The organism is Kineococcus auxinigenes, assembly GCF_050871525.1.
In the GTDB taxonomy this organism is placed as follows: Bacteria; Actinomycetota; Actinomycetes; order Actinomycetales; family Kineococcaceae; genus Kineococcus.
In genome coordinates, this window is the sequence record NZ_JBKBCT010000005.1 from 21,921 (window position 1) to 40,223 (window position 18,303).

Annotated in this window: 17 protein-coding genes and 3 pseudogenes; 17 read left to right on the forward strand and 3 right to left on the reverse strand. The window is 76.1% G+C overall.

Annotated features, from left to right (window positions below; all coding sequences use genetic code 11):
• Window positions 1-288 precede the first annotated feature (288 nt).
• The 3 genes and pseudogenes from ACRYR9_RS03460 to ACRYR9_RS03470 form a co-directional block, all read left to right on the forward strand.
• On the forward strand, window positions 289-1,050 hold the full coding sequence (locus ACRYR9_RS03460; RefSeq protein ID WP_432493304.1) for a GNAT family N-acetyltransferase: 762 nt from the start codon (window positions 289-291) through the stop codon (window positions 1,048-1,050).
• 110 nt (window positions 1,051-1,160) lie between these two features.
• Window positions 1,161-1,211 (forward strand): annotated as a pseudogene (locus ACRYR9_RS03465) (hypothetical protein); the annotation flags it as partial.
• A 107-nt stretch (window positions 1,212-1,318) separates the two neighbouring features.
• Window positions 1,319-1,465: pseudogene (locus tag ACRYR9_RS03470) on the forward strand (FUSC family protein); the annotation flags it as partial.
• Window positions 1,466-1,911: 446 nt separating this feature from the next.
• Here the strand turns inward: ACRYR9_RS03470 and ACRYR9_RS03475 are convergent.
• Entirely contained in the window at window positions 1,912-2,676 is a 765-nt protein-coding gene (locus ACRYR9_RS03475) for a universal stress protein (protein ID WP_432493308.1), read from the reverse strand.
• A gap of 310 nt (window positions 2,677-2,986) precedes the next feature.
• Here ACRYR9_RS03475 and ACRYR9_RS03480 point away from each other — a divergent pair, with 310 nt between their 5' ends.
• The 5 genes from ACRYR9_RS03480 to ACRYR9_RS03500 all read left to right on the forward strand — a co-directional run bounded on the left by ACRYR9_RS03480 (window position 2,987) and on the right by ACRYR9_RS03500 (window position 7,947).
• Entirely contained in the window at window positions 2,987-3,967 is a 981-nt protein-coding gene (locus tag ACRYR9_RS03480; RefSeq protein ID WP_432493254.1) for a universal stress protein, read from the forward strand.
• 117 nt (window positions 3,968-4,084) lie between these two features.
• Window positions 4,085-5,053, forward strand: coding sequence for a siderophore ABC transporter substrate-binding protein (locus tag ACRYR9_RS03485; RefSeq protein ID WP_432493252.1), 969 nt, complete (start codon window positions 4,085-4,087; stop codon window positions 5,051-5,053).
• A gap of 71 nt (window positions 5,054-5,124) precedes the next feature.
• On the forward strand, window positions 5,125-6,087 hold the full coding sequence (locus tag ACRYR9_RS03490; protein ID WP_432493302.1) for an iron chelate uptake ABC transporter family permease subunit: 963 nt from the start codon (window positions 5,125-5,127) through the stop codon (window positions 6,085-6,087).
• Between the two features lie 163 nt (window positions 6,088-6,250).
• On the forward strand, window positions 6,251-7,180 hold the full coding sequence (locus ACRYR9_RS03495) for an iron chelate uptake ABC transporter family permease subunit (RefSeq protein ID WP_432493250.1): 930 nt from the start codon (window positions 6,251-6,253) through the stop codon (window positions 7,178-7,180).
• Window positions 7,177-7,947: an iron ABC transporter ATP-binding protein gene (locus ACRYR9_RS03500; protein ID WP_432493248.1), complete on the forward strand. Its 771-nt coding sequence runs from the start codon at window positions 7,177-7,179 to the stop codon at window positions 7,945-7,947. Before ACRYR9_RS03495 ends, ACRYR9_RS03500 begins: the two co-directional genes overlap by 4 nt.
• A 45-nt stretch (window positions 7,948-7,992) precedes the next feature.
• Here ACRYR9_RS03500 and ACRYR9_RS03505 read toward each other — a convergent pair whose 3' ends face one another.
• Together ACRYR9_RS03505 and ACRYR9_RS03510 are read right to left on the reverse strand one after the other, a co-directional pair.
• Window positions 7,993-8,637 (reverse strand): CBS domain-containing protein, encoded by a 645-nt coding sequence (locus ACRYR9_RS03505; protein WP_432493246.1) that lies wholly within the window; start codon window positions 8,635-8,637, stop codon window positions 7,993-7,995.
• A 104-nt stretch (window positions 8,638-8,741) separates the two neighbouring features.
• Window positions 8,742-9,410: a QsdR family transcriptional regulator gene (locus ACRYR9_RS03510; protein WP_432493244.1), complete on the reverse strand. Its 669-nt coding sequence runs from the start codon at window positions 9,408-9,410 to the stop codon at window positions 8,742-8,744.
• Between the two features lie 67 nt (window positions 9,411-9,477).
• On the opposite strand from ACRYR9_RS03510, the gene ACRYR9_RS03515 reads away from it, so the two are divergent.
• The 9 genes and pseudogenes from ACRYR9_RS03515 to ACRYR9_RS03555 all read left to right on the forward strand — a co-directional run bounded on the left by ACRYR9_RS03515 (window position 9,478) and on the right by ACRYR9_RS03555 (window position 18,262).
• Complete coding sequence (locus tag ACRYR9_RS03515) at window positions 9,478-10,656, forward strand: acyl-CoA dehydrogenase family protein (protein ID WP_432493242.1); 1,179 nt, start codon at window positions 9,478-9,480, stop codon at window positions 10,654-10,656.
• Window positions 10,657-10,780: 124 nt separating this feature from the next.
• Window positions 10,781-11,101: pseudogene (mihF, locus tag ACRYR9_RS03520) on the forward strand (integration host factor, actinobacterial type); the annotation flags it as partial.
• A gap of 83 nt (window positions 11,102-11,184) precedes the next feature.
• A complete protein-coding gene (gmk, locus tag ACRYR9_RS03525; protein ID WP_432493240.1) occupies window positions 11,185-11,793 on the forward strand; it encodes a guanylate kinase in 609 nt (202 codons plus the stop codon).
• A 58-nt stretch (window positions 11,794-11,851) separates the two neighbouring features.
• Entirely contained in the window at window positions 11,852-12,115 is a 264-nt protein-coding gene (rpoZ, locus tag ACRYR9_RS03530) for a DNA-directed RNA polymerase subunit omega (protein WP_432483221.1), read from the forward strand.
• Window positions 12,112-13,434: a bifunctional phosphopantothenoylcysteine decarboxylase/phosphopantothenate--cysteine ligase CoaBC gene (gene coaBC / locus ACRYR9_RS03535; protein WP_432493238.1), complete on the forward strand. Its 1,323-nt coding sequence runs from the start codon at window positions 12,112-12,114 to the stop codon at window positions 13,432-13,434. The genes rpoZ and coaBC overlap by 4 nt, the downstream gene beginning before the upstream one ends.
• Entirely contained in the window at window positions 13,431-14,645 is a 1,215-nt protein-coding gene (gene metK / locus ACRYR9_RS03540) for a methionine adenosyltransferase (protein WP_432493236.1), read from the forward strand. The genes coaBC and metK overlap by 4 nt, the downstream gene beginning before the upstream one ends.
• Window positions 14,646-14,743: 98 nt before the next feature.
• The gene (locus ACRYR9_RS03545; RefSeq protein ID WP_432493234.1) at window positions 14,744-16,804 is read left to right on the forward strand and encodes a primosomal protein N'; all 2,061 of its coding nucleotides are present in this window, start codon (window positions 14,744-14,746) and stop codon (window positions 16,802-16,804) included.
• 287 nt (window positions 16,805-17,091) lie between these two features.
• A complete protein-coding gene (locus ACRYR9_RS03550) occupies window positions 17,092-17,301 on the forward strand; it encodes a hypothetical protein (RefSeq protein ID WP_432540179.1) in 210 nt (69 codons plus the stop codon).
• 316 nt (window positions 17,302-17,617) lie between these two features.
• Window positions 17,618-18,262: an alpha/beta fold hydrolase gene (locus ACRYR9_RS03555; protein WP_432493232.1), complete on the forward strand. Its 645-nt coding sequence runs from the start codon at window positions 17,618-17,620 to the stop codon at window positions 18,260-18,262.
• Window positions 18,263-18,303: the final 41 nt, after the last annotated feature.

Below are 18,303 nucleotides of genomic sequence, written 5' to 3' on the forward strand. Positions count from 1 at the left end.
CCGTTCCCCGCGCCTGCGTCCGGGCGGGCCGAGGTGTCGCGGTGGCGCTCGCGGTTCCCCGTCGCCGTCACGCCGCGCCGGGGTGCTCGCACTCGCCGGTGCTCGGTGGGACCTGTGCACCACGGCGCGAGATCCCCCTGGCGGCACGCCGACCGCTCCCGCCGGTTCGGCGCGGACCGCGGCGGCGCACCGCACTGCAGTCGCCTCGATCTCGGTCGGGAGCACGAGGAGGTGGGATCGATCGACGGCCACCGGGGTGGCGGCAGCACCGGTCCGCAGCGGCCCCCGCTGAGCGGCGACGCCTCCGGCTCCAGCGCGGTCCGAGGGCTCAGCGAGGAGGACACCGCGGTGCTGGACGACCCGGTGGGCCGATCGCTGCGGGGGCACCACGCGCACCTGGCGCGGCGTCGAGGACGTGCGCTGACCTGCGCCCGGGGCGTGGCGACCTTCGCCGCCGTACCGCTGCACCCGCGAGCACAGGACTGGACCGACCTCGCCGGCCTGCTCGGCAGCGAGGGGTTCGCGGACCTGTTCAGCTCGCCGGCGGTGCCCCCCGTGGACTGGGAACCCCTGTTCACGGTGGACGGGGTGCAGATGGTGGCGACCGGTGGGGAGCCGGTGGGCGGTGTCGCCGGCGACGGCGTGCGCCGGCTCGCGGAGCCCGACGTGCCGGCCGCGCTCGAGCTGACCGCCCGCACCCGTCCGGGGCCGTTCTGGCCGCGCACGCACCTGATGGGCGACTACCTGGGCGTCTGGGAGGACGGCGTCCTCGTCGCGATGGCCGGTGAGCGGCTGCACCAGCCGGGCTGGAGCGAGATCAGCGCGGTGTGCACCGCGCCCGAGGCCCGCGGGCGCGGTCTCGCCACGCGCCTGGTGGGCGCCGCGGCGGCTCGGATCACCGCTCGGGGCGAACGGCCCTTCCTGCACGTCGCTGCCGGCAACGCGACCGCCATCGCCCTGTACGAGCGGCTCGGCTTCCGCGTGCGCACCGAGGTGACCTTCCGCGGCTTCCGCACCCCTCCACCACTCCCCGCCGCCCGGCTGTGCTGACCGCCGAGACCGGTGGTGCGGGGAGCGGGCGACCGACCCCCCGCCTGCTCAGCCCCAGCCGAACGCCGTTCCGGCAGGTCGTCAAGACCGCGGTGGCAGCGGTGGTCTCGGTGCTGCTGTGCGAGCTGACCACCTCGGGAGCGTTCCCGACCTTCGCGGGGATCGCCGCGCTGCTGGTGGTGCAGCCGAGCATCAACCAGTCGCTGGTCAGGGGCTGGAGCGCAGCGCCGGGGTGGTCCTCGGCGTGCTCCTGGCCACCGGTGCGCACGTGGCGCTCGGCAGCGCCCAGTGGGTGGTCCTGCTGGTCGTCGTGCTCGCGACCCTGCTCGCCTGGGCCCTGCGGCTGACCCCGACCTCGGCCACGCAGGTCGGCATCAGCGGGATGCTCGTGCTCACCGCCGGGGTCGTCACACCGCACTACTCCCTCGACCGGGTCCTGCAGACCGTCATCGGGGCCGGCGTCGCCCTGGCCGTGAACGCGCTCATCGTGCCGCCGGTGCTGCTGGAGCCCGCTCACCTGGCTCTGGGCCGGTTCGCCGACGACATCGCGGCGACGTTCGAGCGGATCGCCCTCGGGCTCCGCGAGGGCTGGGACCGCGAGCGCTGGGACCGCACGCTCGTCCGGGCGCGGACGCTGCGCCAGCAGCAGTCGCGCTGCGAGAACGCGATCGCCGCCGCCCGCGAGTCGCTGACGATGAACCCGCGAGGAGAGCGCCACCGGGCGGTGCTCCAGCGCGACACCGGGCACACCCCCCGTCGCCCCCGGGACCAGCCGGGTCCCCGGGCCCGGCGCGGGCGCGGGCGCGGGACCGGCGTTCACCGCACCGGTCGAGGTCCGACCCAACTCCCGGCACTGGATCCTCATCGGCTCGCTGCTGGAGGACGTCCGTCGCGTGCGCGAGGAGCTGCTCGGCGAGGAGGACTGACCCGAGGACCCGGACGTGCAGGCGCTCCCGCCGGGACGGTGAGCACCGGCCGGGCCAGCCGCACCGCCAGGGCGTGCACCGTCGCCACCGGCAGCAGGTGCTCCACCGCCACGCCCGCGTCGGCCCGGCAGACCACCACGTCGGCCCGCGCGACCGCGCGGGTCAGCGCACCGCCACCGGCACCGGTGTGGACCAGCTGCAACCGGCCGCCGCCGCGGCGGGCCAGGGCCGTGGCCGTGCGCACCACCGCGGCGTCGGCCGCACCGCCGGTCAGGGCCGCCAGGACCGTGGTGGCCCCCGGCGCGCCCGGTTCCAGCAGCACCGAGCCCGCGTGCGCCACCAGCACCGGCACCGGCGCGCGCCAGCTCAGGGCCACGGCGGTCTCGTCCCAGCCGGCCGCCCACTCGTGCCCGGGCCCGCGCGCACCCACCGCCAGCAGCCGCGCACCGCGCGCGGCCGCCAGCACTGCCGGCAGCACCGGGCCCGGGGCGACGCTCAGCACCGTCGCCGCCGCCGGTGCGGCTTCGTGCACCGCCTCCTGCGCGGCGTCCAGCAGCAGCCCGATCGCGGTGGTGCCACCGTCGGGTCCGGCCGGCGGCAGCACCACCACGTGCACGTCCGAGCCGGTGCGCGCCGCGTCCAGCGCCCCCAGCCGCAGCGCCGCGGCGCTGTCGGGGGATCCGTCGTAGAGCACCGCCACGGGGCGTGCGTCCTGCCACGCCCCCGGCAGCGGCCGGTGGGACCCGGCCGGCGCGGTGGGGAGCCGCCGGGGTCCGTGCCGCCGGGTCCGCCCTCGCGACGTCTGCGCGAGCGGGGCCCGCGCTCGCGGGGTGCCTGCTCGCGGGGTGCTCCTCCGCGGGGTGTCCTGTCGCACGGTGCCCTCCCGGCCGCCTCGTCCTGACCTCCAGCACACCTCCGGCGCGCCGCTGCGCCCAGGGCCCTTGGTCCCGGTGTCGCCGGGGCGGCGCGCGCGGCACCCTGGGGGCACCACGGGCGAGGAGGCGGTGGACGTGAGCGGTGGCGACGAGGGCGTCGGCAGCGGGGGCGTCGGCGACGCGGCGCAGCGCTCGCGCGGCGCGGTGGTGGTGGGGGTGCAGGAGGCGGGGGAGTCCGCGCCGGTGGTGCGCTGGGCCGCCGCCGAGGCCGCCCGGCGCGCGGTGCCGCTGCGCCTGGTGCACGCCGAGCAGTTCCCGTTCGGCGCGGACGCGGTGGGCGCGGCCTGGGCCGGTGAGCTGACCGACCAGCTGGACCGCGAGGCGCTGCAGGACCTGCGCGAGCTGGCGCAGCTGGCGCGCGCGACCGCGCCCGGCCTGGACGTGCGCACCGAGCTGGTGCACGACCACCGCCGGCACGCGCTGCTGCGGGCCGCCGAGGCGGCCTGCCTGGTGGTCACCGGCCCGGGGCGGGGTGCGGGTGCGCTGGGGGAGCTGCTGCTGGGCTCCACGAGCCTGTTCCTCGTGGCGCACGTGCCCTGCCCGGTCGCGGTGGTGCGCGAGCCGCCCGCCGGCACCGGGCAAGAGGGCGCAGGCGGGAGCGGGGGCGCCGGTGTGGTGGTGGGCACCGACGGCTCCTGCGCCGCGCGGGCGGCGGAGCACTTCGCCGCGGCGCACGCGCGGGCCACGGGGCAGGAGCTGACGGTGGTGCGGGCGTGGTGCGCGCCGGCGGCGGGGCGCCACCAGGCGCACGAGCAGGCGCGCGAGCAGGCGCGCGAGGACGCCGGGCGGGGGCTGGCGGAGACGGTGCGGCGGGTGCGCGAGGGGCACCCGGACCTGCCCGTGCGGCAGGTGCTGGTCCAGGACCCCTCCCCGGCCGCGGCGCTGCTGACCGCCGGCGCCGGGGCGCGGCTGCTCGTGCTGGGTTCGCGCGGGCGCGGTGCGTTCGCCAGCGCGCTGCTGGGCTCGGTCAGCCACGAGGTGCTGCACCGCGCCGGCGGCCCGGTGGTGGTCGTGCCGGACGCCCGCCGGCGCCAGCCGGGGTGGGGCCCGGTGTGAGCAGGCGCACACGCGGCGCAGGTGGTCAGCGCTCGGTCAGGGAAGGCTAAGCTTCCCGGAGTCGGCCCCGCGGACCCACGGGGGCCGTCCCCCCGTTCCTGCGTGAAAGGCGTTGCCGTGAACCACCTCCTGCCCCGGCGCACCGCGACCGGTCTGGCCCTCGGACTCGTCGCGTGCCTCGGTCTCGCGTCCTGCTCGAGCGATGCGGAGGCCGACACGGAGGCCGCCGCCGCCGGGACGCGCACCGTGCAGACCAGCGACGGCCCGGTGGAGATCCCGGCCGAGCCGGTGCGCGTGGCCGCCCTGGACAACACCTCCTTCGCCACCCTGAAGGCGTTCGGCATCACCCCCGTGGCGGTGCCCAAGCCGCTGCTGCCGGGGGAGGGCTACGACGACTGGGCCTCCGACGAGTCCATCGCCGACGCCGGCAGCCACCGCGAGCCGGTCCTGGAGGCCATCAGCGAGGCCGACCCGGACCTCATCATCGGCGGGTACCGCTTCGCCGAGCAGACCGAGGAGCTGGCGAAGATCGCCCCCACCATCGACATCTCCCCCTCCGCCGAGGCCGAGGGCGGGTTCGTGGAGAGCCTGAAGGCGCAGACCACCACCCTGGGCGAGATCTTCGGCGAGCAGGAGCAGGCCGCCGAGCTCGTCGCCGCGCTGGAGCAGGCGCAGGAGGACGCCGCCGCCGCCACGGACGGGGAGTCGGTGTTCCTCGCCGTGGCCAGCGGCGGGCACATCGACAACGGTTCCGAGCGCCTGGAGGGCATCACCGAGCCGCTGGGCCTGACCAACGTGCTCGAGGCCGAGGGCGACTCCATCCACAACGACTCCGGTCTGGCGCCGGAGACCATCGCCCAGCTGAACCCCGACTGGATGATCGTCCTGGACCGCGACGCGGCCACCGGCACCGAGGGCGCCTCCCCGGCGCAGCAGCTCGTCTCCGAGCAGGAGGCGTGGAAGGACACCACCTTCGTCACGCAGGACCAGGTCGTCTACCTGCCGGCGACGTTCTACGTCACCGAGGGCATCCAGGCCTACACCGACGTGTACGGGCAGATCGCGGACGCGTTCTCCGCGGCGTGAGCACCCCCACCCGCCCGGCGGGCACGGCCGCACCGGCCGCGCCCGCCGGGCCGCCGCCCCGCCTCGCCCCCCTGCGCCGGGTCCCCCTGGCCGCGGGGGTCGTCGTCGTGCTGGCCCTGCTGGGGGTCTCCCTGGCGGTGGGCGGGTACGACATCACCCTGCAGACGTTCCTGCACGACGAGGCGGCCCGCGAGATGTTCTTCATCAGCCGCGTCCCGCGCACCCTCGCGCTGGTGCTGGCCGCCGCCGCCATGGGCGTGTCCGGCGTCGTGATGCAGGTCCTCGTGCAGAACAGGTTCGTCGAACCCACCACCACCGGCTCCAGCCAGTGGGCGGCGCTGGGCATCGTGGTCCTGGCCATCGCGTACCCGGGCGCGCCCACGGTCGTGCGCATGGTGGTGGCCAGCGCGCTCGCCCTGGTCGGGACCCTGGCGTTCCTGGGCGTGCTGCGCCGGGTCTCGCTGCGCTCCTCGGTCGTCGTGCCGCTGGTCGGCATCATGCTCGGCTCGGTCGTCGGCGCCGCCACCACCTACCTCGCCTCGGAGAACGACCTGCTGCAGATGCTCTCGGCGTGGCGCTCGGGCGGTTTCAACGACATCGTGCGCGGCCGGTACGAACCGCTGCTGGTCGTGGGCCTGGTCGTCGTGGCCGTCTACGTCACCGCGGACCGCTTCACCATCGCCGGCCTGGGCCGCGACGTGGCCACCAACCTGGGCCTGCACCACGGCCGCGTGGTGTTCACCGGTACCGCGATGGTGGCCCTGGCCACCGGCGTGACGACCGTCGTGGTGGGTTTCGTGCCGTTCCTGGGCCTTGTGGTGCCCAACGTGGTGGCCATGCTGCGCGGGGACGACGTGCGCCGCAACCTGCCCTGGGTGGTGCTGGCCAGCGTGGCGCTGATGGTGGTGTGCGACCTCGTCGGGCGCACCGTCGTGTTCCCGCTGGAGATCCCCGCCTCGGTGGTGCTGGGGGCGGTGGGCGCCACCGCGTTCGTCGTGCTGGTCCTGCGCCGGAGGGAGTCGTTGCGTGGCTGAGGACACCACGGTGCGCCCCGCGCCGCTGCCGGGCCCCTTGCGGGCCGCGGGATCCCGGCGCCCGCTGCGCACCCCGCGTCCCGGGTCCACTCCGCGTCCCGGGTCCACCCCGCGTTCCGGGTCCACTCCGCGTTCCGGGCCCGCCGCACGCCCGTGGCTGCGCGTGGCGGTCGTCGGAACCCTGGCCGCCACCGCGGTGCTCTGCTACCTGTTCCTCTTCCTGCGCGGTTCCTTCGAGTTCGCGATCGAACGCCGCCTGACCGCCGTGGGCGCCATGGTGGTCGTCGCGTTCACGCAGGCGGTGGCGACCCTGCTGTTCCAGACCGTCACGCAGAACCGGATCCTCACCCCCTCCGTCATGGGGGTCGACTCCGTCTACACCCTCGCCCAGACCGCCATGGTCGTCGTGTTCGGCGGCGGCGTGCTGGCCGCCACGGACGGGGTCGGCAAGGTCGTGGCCCAGACGCTGCTCATGGTGGCCTTCGCCACGTTCCTGTTCCGCTGGCTGTTCTCCGGCCGCCGTGCGAACCTGCACGTGCTGCTGCTGGTCGGCGTCGCGATCGGCATGGCGTTCGACAGCCTGGCCACCTTCGGCCAGCGCGTCCTGGCGCCGGCCGACTACGACCTGCTCTCCGCACGCCTGTTCGGCCGCCTCACCGCCGCCGAGCCGCAGGTACTGCTGCTGGCGGCGGTGGTGTGCGTCGCGGTCGGCGTCGTCGTGGCCCGCCGGCACGCCCGCCTGGACGTGCTGCACCTGGGCCGCGACGTGGCCACCAACCTCGGCGTCGACCACCGCCGCGAGCTGACCGTGGCGCTGGTGTGCGTCTCCGTCCTGGTGGCCATGTCGACCGCCGTCGCCGGGCCCATGACGTTCTTCGGGTTCCTCGTGGCCGCCCTCACCCACCAGGTCGCCGGAACCCACCGGCACGCCGTGCTGCTGCCCATGTCGTTCCTGCTGGGCGTCCTGGTCCTGGTCGGCGGGCAGTTCGTCATGGAGCACGTCTTCTACGCCTCCGGGATGCTCACCGTCGTCCTGGAGTTCGTCGGCGGCCTCCTCTTCCTCGTCCTGCTGCTGCGGAAGGGCACCTTGTGATCACCGTCGACGGCATCGCCAAGGCCTACGGATCCACCCCCGTCCTGGGGCCCGTCACCGAGGTGCTCGCCGAGCGCGGCATCACCTCCGTCATCGGCCCCAACGGCGCCGGCAAGTCCACCCTGCTGACCATCGCCGGGCGCCTGGCCGAACCCGACGCCGGCACCGTGCGCGTGCACGGCGACGGCGAGCCGGTGGACGTGCACCGCGCACGCTCCGGCGAGGTCGCCAAGCTCGTGGCGGTCCTGCGCCAGGAGAACCACTTCACCGCCCGCCTGACCGTGCGCGAACTGGTCTCCTTCGGCCGCTTCCCGCACTGCGGCGGGCGCCTGGGCGCCGCCGACGTGGCCGCGGTCGACGAGGCACTGGGGTTCCTGGACCTCACCGACCTGCAGGGCCGCTACCTGGAGCAGCTCTCCGGCGGGCAGCGCCAGCGCGCCTACGTGGCGATGGTCCTGGCCCAGGGCACCCGCTACGTCCTGCTGGACGAGCCGCTGAACAACCTCGACATCCGCCACGCCGTGCGCATGATGCGGCTGCTGCGCCGCGTCGCCGACGAACTGGGCCGCGCCGTCGTCCTGGTGGTGCACGACGTGAACTTCGCCGCCGCGTGGTCCGACCGCATCGTGGCCGTGCGCGACGGGCGCGTCGTCGCGCAGGGCACCCCCGAGCAGGTCGTGCGCGACGACGTCCTGCAGGAGGTGTTCGACACCCCCGTGCGCGTGCACCTGCTCGACGGGGTGCCCACGGCCGTGTACTACCGCTGAGGACCGCAGCCCCCGAGCACCGCCGCGCGGCGGTGCGGCGCCGGTTCACGGGCGCGAGCGCCCCACCGGCTGGTCGATCGAGACGTGCGCGTCCACCCCGGACACGTGCACCACCCCGGGCACCGTGCGCAGCAGCACCGCCGCGATGCGCCGCTGCCCGGGGTCGTGCACCCCGTCCAGCGTGACCACCCCGTCCTCGACCTCCACCCGCCACGGCTGCCCGGGCAGGTCCTCGGCCAGGCGCGCCAGGGCCGCGGCGCGCACGTCCTCGTCCGGGTGCGCGATCGTGCGCAGCACGTCGCGCCGGGCCAGGATCCCCACCAGCCGGCGCCCGTCGCACACCGGCGCGGCGTGGATGCCGTGGTCCAGCAGCAGCGCCGCCGCCGTGGCCAGGTCCGTGCGCGGCTCCACCGTCAGCGGCCGCGTCGTCATCACCTCCGCGACCGTGCGCGGCGGCGCCGCACCGTCCCCGCTGTCGCCGTCGCGGTCCATCTCGCGGCTGCGCGGGTCGCTGCCCAGGCGCTCGCGCAGCAGGTCGCTCTCGCTGAGCATCCCCACCAGGTGCCCGGCGGCGTCCAGCACCGGCACCGAGGAGATGCGGTGGTGCAGCAGCGTGCGCGCCGCGTGCGCCACCTCGTCGTCGTCCAGGACCGTCACCACCGGGACCGTCATCGCCTCGCGGACCAGCACCCCGACCACCTCCCGGCGCCCGCCGCGACCCTCGCGGCGCTGCTGACTCCGATGGTGGCGCCTGAGCGGGCCCACCGCCAGGCCCGCCGCGCCGCGGCCCGCGCTCAGGCGGGGTCGCCGCCCGCGAGGTCGGTGCGCATCACGTGCGCCAGCGCCGCCGCCGCCCGCGCGGTGTCGGGGCGCTCCCCGGCGATGAGGTCGGCGAAGGTGAACGACTCCGCCACCCGCACCAGCAGGTACGCCAGGTCGTGCGCCGGCAGCGGGGGTGCCAGCCGCCCGGCGGCCTCCTCCTCGGCCAGCAGCGACTCCACCGTGACCACCAGCCGGCGCTGCACGTCGCCGGCCGCCGTGGTCAGCAGCCGCAGCGCCCGCACCGGCTCGCGGTTCAGGAACGCGCGGAAGTACGGCGCCGAGATCAGCGCGTCGGTGAACGCCGTCAGGACCGCCACGACGCGCTGCCCACCGCGCTCGGGCACCGCCGCGTCGATGCGGTCCAGCGTGGGCTCGGCCAGCGACCACAGCAGCTCCGACAGCAGCGCGTCCCGGTTGCCCAGCCAGCGGAACAGCGAGGTGCGGTCCACGCCCAGCTGGGCGGCCAGGGCGCTGGCGTCCAGGCGCTCGCCGGCGATGAAGCCGCGCCGGGCGCGGCGGAAGGCGTGCACGGCGTCGCCGCTGCCACCGCCGGCGGCCAGGCGCCGCGACAGGGGCGTGGGCACCAGCACCGCACCGCGCCGCCCCAGCGGCAGCGCCAGGACCCCCGGTGCGTGCAACACATCCGCGAGTGTTGCAGACTGAGGCGTGGCGCAGCGGCGCGCCACCCCACCAGTGACGGAGAACCCCGTGACCGACCTGCTCACCAGCGACTTCTACGCCTTCCAGGACACCGCCCTGACCGCGCGCGAGAACGAGTCCGTGCTCGCGCTGCGCGAGTACCTGGAGTCGAGCGTGCGGCCCATCGCCGACGGCTGCTGGGTGCGCGCGCAGTTCCCCACCGAGGTCGTCAAGCCCCTGGCCGAGCTGGGCTGCTACGGCGCCGCCTGGCCCGAGACGCGCCGCTTCGAGAACTCCGCCGTGCACCGCGGCTGGGTCGCCATGGAGATCTCGCGCGTGGACGCCTCCATCGCCACCTTCGTCGGCGTCACCAACGGCCTGGCCATGGGCTCCATCGCGCTGACCGGCTCGCCCGACCAGCGCGAGCGCTGGCTGCCGCCCATGGCCCGCGGCGAGCTGGTCGGGGCCTTCGCCCTGACCGAGCCCGGCTCCGGCTCCGACGCCGCCCGGGGCCTGGCCACCACCGCCCGGCGCGAGGGCGACGAGTGGGTCCTGCACGGCGCCAAGCGCTGGATCGGCAACGCCACCTTCGCCGACGTCGTCGTCGTCTGGGCCCGCGACGTCGCCGACGAGCAGGTCAAGGGCTTCCTCGTGCCCCGCGACGCCCCCGGCTTCACCGCCACGAGGATCGAGGACAAGATCGCGCTGCGCACCGTGCAGAACGCCGACATCGTCCTGGACGGCGTGCGGGTGCCCGAGCAGGACCGCCTGGCGGGCGCCCGCTCCTTCAAGGACACCGCCACCGTGCTGCGCCTGACCCGCGCCGACGTCGCCTGGCAGGCCGTCGGCGTGGCGATGGGCGCCTACGAGGCGGCGCTGGCCTACGCGCAGCGGCGCGAGCAGTTCGGCCGGCCCATCGCCTCGCGCCAGCTCGTGCAGGACCTGCTCGTGCGCAGCCTGGGCGACATCACCGCCTCGCTGGCCCTGTGCGTGCAGGTCTCCAGGCTGCTGGACGCCGGCCGCCAGCACGACGCGCACTCGGCGCTGGCCAAGGCTTACACCACCACCCGCATGCGCGAGACCGTCGCGCGCTGCCGCGAGGTCCTCGGCGGCAACGGCATCGTGCCCGAGCACGGGGTGGCGCGGCACTTCGCCGACGCCGAGGCGATCTACTCCTACGAGGGCACCCGGGAGATGAACACGCTCATCGTCGGGCGGGCGATCACCGGGCACGCCGCCTTCGCCTGAGGGCACCCCGCCGTTGCTGCCCCGGCGCCGGTGTCGCTAGGTTGCCGCGCACGCCCTGACCAGCTGCGCCGACCCGCCTGCTGACCAGCGGGCCTGCCCCAGCCGGACGACCCGAGGTGACACCGTGGCCCTGCCTCCCCTGACCGCCGAACAGCGCGCAGCCGCTCTGGAGAAGGCGGCCGCCGCCCGACGCGAGCGCGCGGAGGTGAAGAACCGCCTGAAGTACGCCGGCGGCTCCCTGGAGGACGTCGTGCGGGAGGGCCAGGAGAACGAGGTGCTGGGCAAGATGAAGGTCTCCGCGCTGCTGGAGTCCCTGCCCAACGTCGGCAAGGTCCGCGCCCGGCAGATCATGGCCGAGATCGGCATCTCCGAGTCGCGGCGCGTGCGCGGGCTGGGCGCGCACCAGATCGCCGCCCTCGTGGAGCGCTTCGGCGGTGCGCGGGCCGGCGAGGGCGACGAGGGCGCTCAGGACGCGGGGAGCGCCACCGGCGCGGCGCCGTCGGGCGCGAACGGGAGCGCGGCCCGCTCGTGAGCGACGCGCACCACCCCCCGGTCCAGCACCGCCCGCACGCTGCGGGCCCGGCGCGCCTGACCGTCCTGGCCGGGCCCACCGCCGTGGGCAAGGGCACCGTCTCGGCCGACCTGCGCCGGCGCTACCCGCACGTGTGGATCTCGGTGTCGGCGACCACCCGCCCCCAGCGGCCCGGCGAGGTCGACGGGGTGCACTACCACTTCGTCTCCGAGGAGACCTTCGACGGCTACGTCGAGCGCGGCGAGCTGCTGGAGTGGGCCCGGGTGCACGGCCGGCACCGCTACGGCACCCCCCGCGGCCCCGTGCAGGAGGTGCTGGCCGCCGGGCGCCCGGCGCTGCTGGAGATCGACCTGGCCGGCGCCCGGCAGGTGCGCGAGGCGATGCCCGAGGCCCGCTTCGTCTTCCTGGCCCCGCCCAGCTGGGAGGAGCTGGTGCGCCGCCTGGTCGGGCGCGGCACCGAGACCGAGGCCGAGCGCGAGCGGCGCCTGGCCACCGCGCGCGTGGAGCTGGCCGCGGAGCCGGAGTTCGACGTCACGATCTACAACGACGACGTGCAGCGCGCCACCGACGAGCTCGTGCGGTCGATGGGGCTGGCGAGCTCGTAGGATGGGCGGGTCTGCCCGTCGACCGACGGGCGCACCCCCCGAACCGAGGAGAGTCACCGTGGCTGGAACCGTCGCGTCGCCCGAGGGCATCACCAACCCGCCCATCGACGACCTGCTGACGGCCGCCGACTCCAAGTACGCGCTGGTCATCTACGCCGCCAAGCGCGCCCGGCAGATCAACGCCTACTACTCCCAGCTGGGCGAGGGCCTGCTGGAGTACGTCGGCCCGCTGGTGGAGACCCACGTGCAGGAGAAGGCCCTGTCGGTGGCCATGCGCGAGATCAACGAGGGCCTGCTGACCTCGGAGCCCACCGAGCAGTGAGCCGCGACCGCGGCCCCCGGGTCGTGCTGGGGGTCGCCGGCGGCATCGCGGCCTACAAGGCCGCGCTGCTGCTGCGCGAGCTCACCGAGTCCGGCCACGACGTCACCGTCGTGCCCACCGCCGCCTCCGAGCGGTTCGTGGGCCGCGCCACCTGGGAGGCCCTGTCGGGGCACCCGGTGGCCACCGACGTGTGGACCGGCGCCGAGGACGTCCCGCACGTGCGCCTGGGCCGGCACGCCGACCTGGTCGTGGTGGCCCCGGCCACCGCGGACCTGCTGGCCCGCGCCGCGCACGGCCTGGCCGACGACCTGCTCACCAACGTGCTGCTGACCGCCACCTGCCCGGTGCTGCTGGCCCCGGCCATGCACACCGAGATGTGGCAGCACCCGGCCGTGCAGGACAACGTGGCGCTGCTGCGCTCGCGCGGCGTCACCGTCCTGGAGCCCGCCTCGGGGCGGCTGACCGGTGCGGACACCGGCCCCGGCCGCCTGCCCGAGCCGTCCGAGATCGCCGCCGCGTGCCGGCGCCTGCTGGGCTCCGGCGCGCGCCGGCACGACCTGGCCGGGCGCCGCGTGGTCGTCTCCGCCGGCGGCACCCGCGAGCCGCTGGACCCGGTGCGCTTCCTGGGCAACCGCTCCTCCGGCCGCCAGGGCGTGGCGCTGGCCGCCGCCGCCGCGGCCCGCGGCGCGCGCGTGACCCTGGTCGCGGCGCACCTGGAGGTCCCCGCCCCGGCGGCCGTGGAGGTGGTGCCGGTGGGCACCGCCGCCGAGCTGCAGCGGGCCGTGGGGGCCGCCGCCGAAGGCGCCGACGCGGTCGTCATGGCCGCTGCGGTGGCCGACTTCCGCCCCGCCACCCGCGCCGGGGCCAAGATCAAGAAGAGCGAGGACCCCGCGCGCGACCCCGTCGTGGTCCTGGAGCGCAACCCCGACGTCCTGGCGGAGCTGGTCGCCGCCCGCGCCGCCACCAGCAGCGCCACCGGGGCCCGCGGGCCCGTCCTGGTCGGCTTCGCCGCCGAGACCGGCGACGCCTCCGGCACCGTCCTGCAGCACGGGCGCGCCAAGCTGGCCCGCAAGGGCTGCGACCTGCTCGTGCTCAACGAGGTCGGTGAGGACCGCGGGTTCGCCACCGCCACCAACGCGGTGGTGCTGCTGGGCGCCGACGGCAGCGAGCGCGCCGTGCCCGAGACCAGCAAGGACGTCGTCGCCGACGCGGTGTGGGACGCGGTGGTGCCTATGCTGGCCGCGATCACCCCCGCCGGTGCCGCCGACGCCGGTGCCGCCCCGCAGGTCCCTCAGACCCCCGAGACTGGAGCCCCGTGACCACCCCGCTGCGCCTGTTCACCTCCGAGTCGGTCACCGAGGGCCACCCCGACAAGATCTGCGACCAGATCTCCGACGGCGTCCTGGACGCCCTGCTGGCGCGCGACCCCCGCAGCCGGGTCGCGGTGGAGACCATGGTCACCACCGGCCTGGTGCACGTGGCCGGCGAGGTCACCACCGAGGCGTACGCCGACATCCCCACGATCGTGCGGCGCACCCTGCTGGAGATCGGCTACGACTCCTCCGCCAAGGGCTTCGACGGGCGCACCTGCGGGGTCGAGGTCTCCATCGGCTCGCAGTCCCCGGACATCGCCCAGGGCGTGGACGAGGCCTGGGAGAACCGCCAGAGCGGGTACGGCGAAGCCGGTGGCGTCGACCCCCTGGACGCCCAGGGCGCCGGTGACCAGGGCCTGATGTTCGGCTACGCCTGCGACGACACCCCCGAGCTGATGCCGCTGCCGATCCACCTGGCGCACCGCCTGGCCCAGCGCCTGGCCGAGGTGCGCAAGGACGGCGAGGTGCCCTACCTGCGCCCGGACGGCAAGACGCAGGTGACCATCGGCTACGACGGCGACAAGCCCGTCACCCTGGACACCGTGGTGCTGTCCACCCAGCACGAGCCCGGCGTGGACCTGGTCAAGACCCTCACCCCGGACGTGCGCCGGCACGTCATCGAGCCGGTGCTGGAGGGCCTGGAGCTGGACACCTCCGACATCCGCCTGCTGGTCAACCCCACCGGCCGATTCGAGATCGGCGGCCCCATGGGCGACGCCGGCCTGACCGGCCGCAAGATCATCGTGGACACCTACGGCGGCATGGCCCGCCACGGCGGCGGCGCCTTCAGCGGCAAGGACCCCTCCAAGGTGGACCGCTCCGCCGCCTACGCGATGCGCTGGGTCGCCAAGAACGTCGTGGCCGCCGGCCTGGCCAGGCGCTGCGAGGTGCAGGTGGCGTACGCCATCGGCAAGGCGCACCCGGTGGGCCTGTACGTGGAGACCTTCGGCACCGAGCAGGTCGCCCTGGGTCGCATCCAGGCCGCCATCCGCGAGGTCTTCGACCTGCGCCCGGCCGCCATCGTGCGCGACCTGGACCTGCTCCAGCCCGTCTACTCGCCGACCGCGGCGTACGGCCACTTCGGCCGGGAGCTGCCCGGGTTCACCTGGGAGTGCACCGACCGCGTGCAGGCCCTGCGCGCCGCAGCGGGCAGCTGAGCGGGCCGGGCACCGGCCCGGCCCCCGGCACCGGTGCCGACCCCGAGACCGCGGCGGAGGGCGGGGGAGAGGCCGGGGGTGCGCCACCGGCACCGCCCGTGCCCGCGGACACCGCCCCCGCCGGGCGCCCCGCGAAGCGCGCCCCGGCCAAGCGCCGCGGGAAGGCGCTGGAGGGCGTGGCCACCACCGACCCGGTGGCCAGCGTCCTGGTCCAGGTGCCGCTGCCGCACCTGGACCGCCCCTTCGACTACCTCGTGCCCGCCTCCATGGAGCACACCGCCGAACCCGGCCGCCTCGTGCGGGTGCCGTTCGCCGGCAGCGACGTCGAGGGTTGGGTCCTGCAGCGCCGCACCGCCAGCGAGCACCCCGGCAAGCTGGCGCGGCTGCGCCGCGTCGTCTCCGGCCTGCCCGTGCTCAGCCCGCCCGTCCTCGACCTCGCCGAGCGCGTCGCCGCCCACTACGGCGGCACCCTGGCCGACGTGGTGCGCCTGGCCGTGCCCGGCCGCCACGCCGGCGCCGAGGACGCCGTCCTGCGCGCCGGGCCGGCCCGCCACGAGCCGGTCCCGGACCCCGTCGCCGGCGGTGAGGACCTGGCCGGCTGGGACCGGCACAGCGCCGGGCGCGCGTTCCTGGCCCACCTGGCCGGCGGCGGCGCCCCCCGCGCCGTGGCCACCCTGGCCCCCGGCACCGACCCGCACGAGGCGCTGGCCGTGGCCGCGCGCGCCACCCTCGCCTCCGGGCGCACCGCCCTGCTCCTCGTCCCCGACCACCGCGACCTGGTGCGCCTGGACGCCGCCCTGACCAGGCGCCTGCCGGCGGGCGCGCACGTGCTGCTGGAGGCCGACGCCGGCCCCGCCGCCCGCTACACGGCGTTCCTGCAGGCCCTGACCGGCAGAGCCCGCGTCGTCGCGGGCACCCGCGCTGCCGTCTTCGCGCCCCTGCCGAACCTCGGGCTGATCGCCCTGCTCGACGACGGCGACGACTCCCACGCCGAGCAGCGCGCCCCCTACCCGCACGCCCGCGACGTGGCCGTCCTGCGCGCCGACGCCACCGGCGCCGCCGCGCTGTTCGCCGGGCGCACCCGCACCGCCGAGACGCAGCTCCTGCTCGCCGACGGCTGGGCGCGCGCGGTCACCGCCCCCCGCGAGCTCGTGCGAGCCACCGCCCCGCGCACCGCGGTCGCCGGCACCACCGGCCACGACGCCCAGGACCCCCTGGCCGCCGCCGCCCGCCTGCCCAGCGACGGCTGGCGCGTCCTGCGCGACGCCGTGCGCCGCGGCCCCGTCCTGGTGCAGGTGCCCCGCACCGGCTACGTGCCCACCCTGGCGTGCCGCACCTGCCGCGAACCGGCCCGCTGCACCGCCTGCCACGGCCCGCTCGCCCTGAGCGCCCCCGACGCCCCGCCGGTGTGCCGCTGGTGCGCCCGCCCCGCCGCCGACTGGACCTGCCCCACCTGCGGCGACACGCGCCTGCGCGCGGTCGTCACCGGCGCGCGCCGCACCGCCGAGGAGCTCGGCCGCGCCTTCCCCGGCGTGGAGGTGCGCACCTCCGGCGGCTCCCGCGTCCTGGACGACGTGCCCGCCGAGCCGTCCCTGGTCATCGCCACCCCCGGCGCCGAACCGCACGCACCCGGCGGCTACGCCGCCGCCCTGCTCCTGGACGGCTGGGCCCTGCTGAACCGCCCGGACCTGCGCGCCCAGGAGGAGGCGCTGCGCCGCTGGTGCGAGGCCGCCGCCCTGGTGCGCCCCGTCACCGACGGCGGTGCCGTCGTCGTGGTCGCCGACCCGCAGGCCGCCGCCGTGCAGGCCCTGGTGCGCTGGGACCCCGCCGGCTTCGCCGAGCGCGAGCTGGCCCAGCGCGCCGAGCTGGACCTGCCGCCGGCCGCCCGCTTCGCAGGCCTGATCGGCCAGGCGGCCGACGTGGCCGAGGCCGCCGCCGCCACCGTCGCCGCCCTGCCGCCGGGCACTCCCGCGCGCCTGCTGGGCCCCGTCCCGCTGCCCGAGCGCCCCGGCACCGCCCCGGCCGTGCGCACCGTCGTGCGCGTGCCGCGCACCGCCTCCGCCGAGCTCGCGCAGGCCGTCAAGACCGTCACCGCCGGGCGCAGCGTGCGCAAGCAACCCGTGGTGCGGGTGCGCGTCGACCCGCCCGAGATCGGCTGACCCGGCCACCAGGTCGCACCACCCGGTCCTGGCCGTGTCCCGTGGATTGGAGTGGTTCGAGGTGGTGGTCGCACAGCACGCGGGGCTCGGGGGTGGATCGAGACCACCTCACGACCGGCGCCGCTTGTGCCACCACGAGGGCGCTGGCGCTGGACCCCGACCCGGGGACCCCCACCCGCCTCGAGCGTGCGCAGGACCTGCGGCTCGGTGCCGGCCCGACGGTCGTCCCTGTCGCTCACCCACCGGGCCCGTCCGGTCCTTCGCCTGGAGGTGGGACCATGTGCGTGGTGACTGGGCGGGACGTCGCAGCGCAGCCACCATCGCCGTGGAAGGGGTTTGAGCACGAGACCCGGCACCGGTGGCAACTGGACTCGGCGACCGACCTGTCCGAGGCCGCGGCGATCCTGCGGGAGCTGGTGGTTGCGCACACAGCCGGGTGGTGGCTGGTCGAACCGATGGTGAACGGCCACCTGCTGGCAGTCCGCGCGTCTCGGTGACAGCGGGGACGCAGGCCGCCCGAGGTCGCGGCCGTGGGGGTCGGAGGTGCCTTCGGCTCCGCCGGTGGCGGCTCAGGGTCGCCCGAGACCCCGCCGTCGCCGGTGAGCGAGCCTTCGACAGCGCTGCCGCGACTCGAACGCCGATCCTGGAGCGGGCGGCCGGCTCCTTCGAGCAGGTCAGCGGGCCTGCGGTCGCGGTGCAGGTCCACGCCGAGACGGCGCAGCAGGTGGCGCCGCTGGATCTCGCCGCGGGGTGTGGGGGCGTGAGCGCGGCACGGGTGGGCGCGGGCTTCGACCTGGTCGCCGAAGCAGCGCCGTGCGGCTGCACGCCGTCCACGACGGTGTGCTGGTGCGCACTGCGGAAGCGCTGTCGTTCCAGCACGCTGCCGACGGGACGACGAGCTTGCTGCACGCCGCTGTCGCCCACGAGGAACTCGCTGACGAAGCCGGTGCAGCGGCAGCGGCAGCTGCAGGTGGTCGCCTCACCAGCGCCGAAGACGGTTTCCTGCACGTCGGCTACGACGGGGCGGTCTTCGGCGCTGAGGGCGTCTTCGACGCCGACGTCACCCGGGCGGCGTCGGCGAGGTTCACTTCCCCGGTGCTGGTGCTGGCCGGTGAGTTCGACGTCGACCCACCCCCCGAGGCGATGGCCGAGCACGCGGAGCTCCTCCCCGGCGGTGAACTGGTCGTCCAGCCTGCAGCGGACACTTCCCCTGGCTGGACGGTGCCCATCAGTTCGTCACTGTGGCCGCGGGGTACCTCTCGGGTTCAAGGGGTCGTCGCATCGTCAGTTGTTCGCGGCGGTGGTGGTCGGTCATCGAGGGCTTCGGCAACGGGTCGCCATCCGAAGGGCTTGCCGGGTCGGCCGTCGAGGGCTGCAGCGACAGCGTGGGTCTACACCACGTGCCGGGACGTCACGATGCGCTCACGAGATGTGCAGAGCAAGCCCTGGAGCGGCTGAACGAGACCAGAGTGAACTGCACACGTCGACAACGCCGGTCC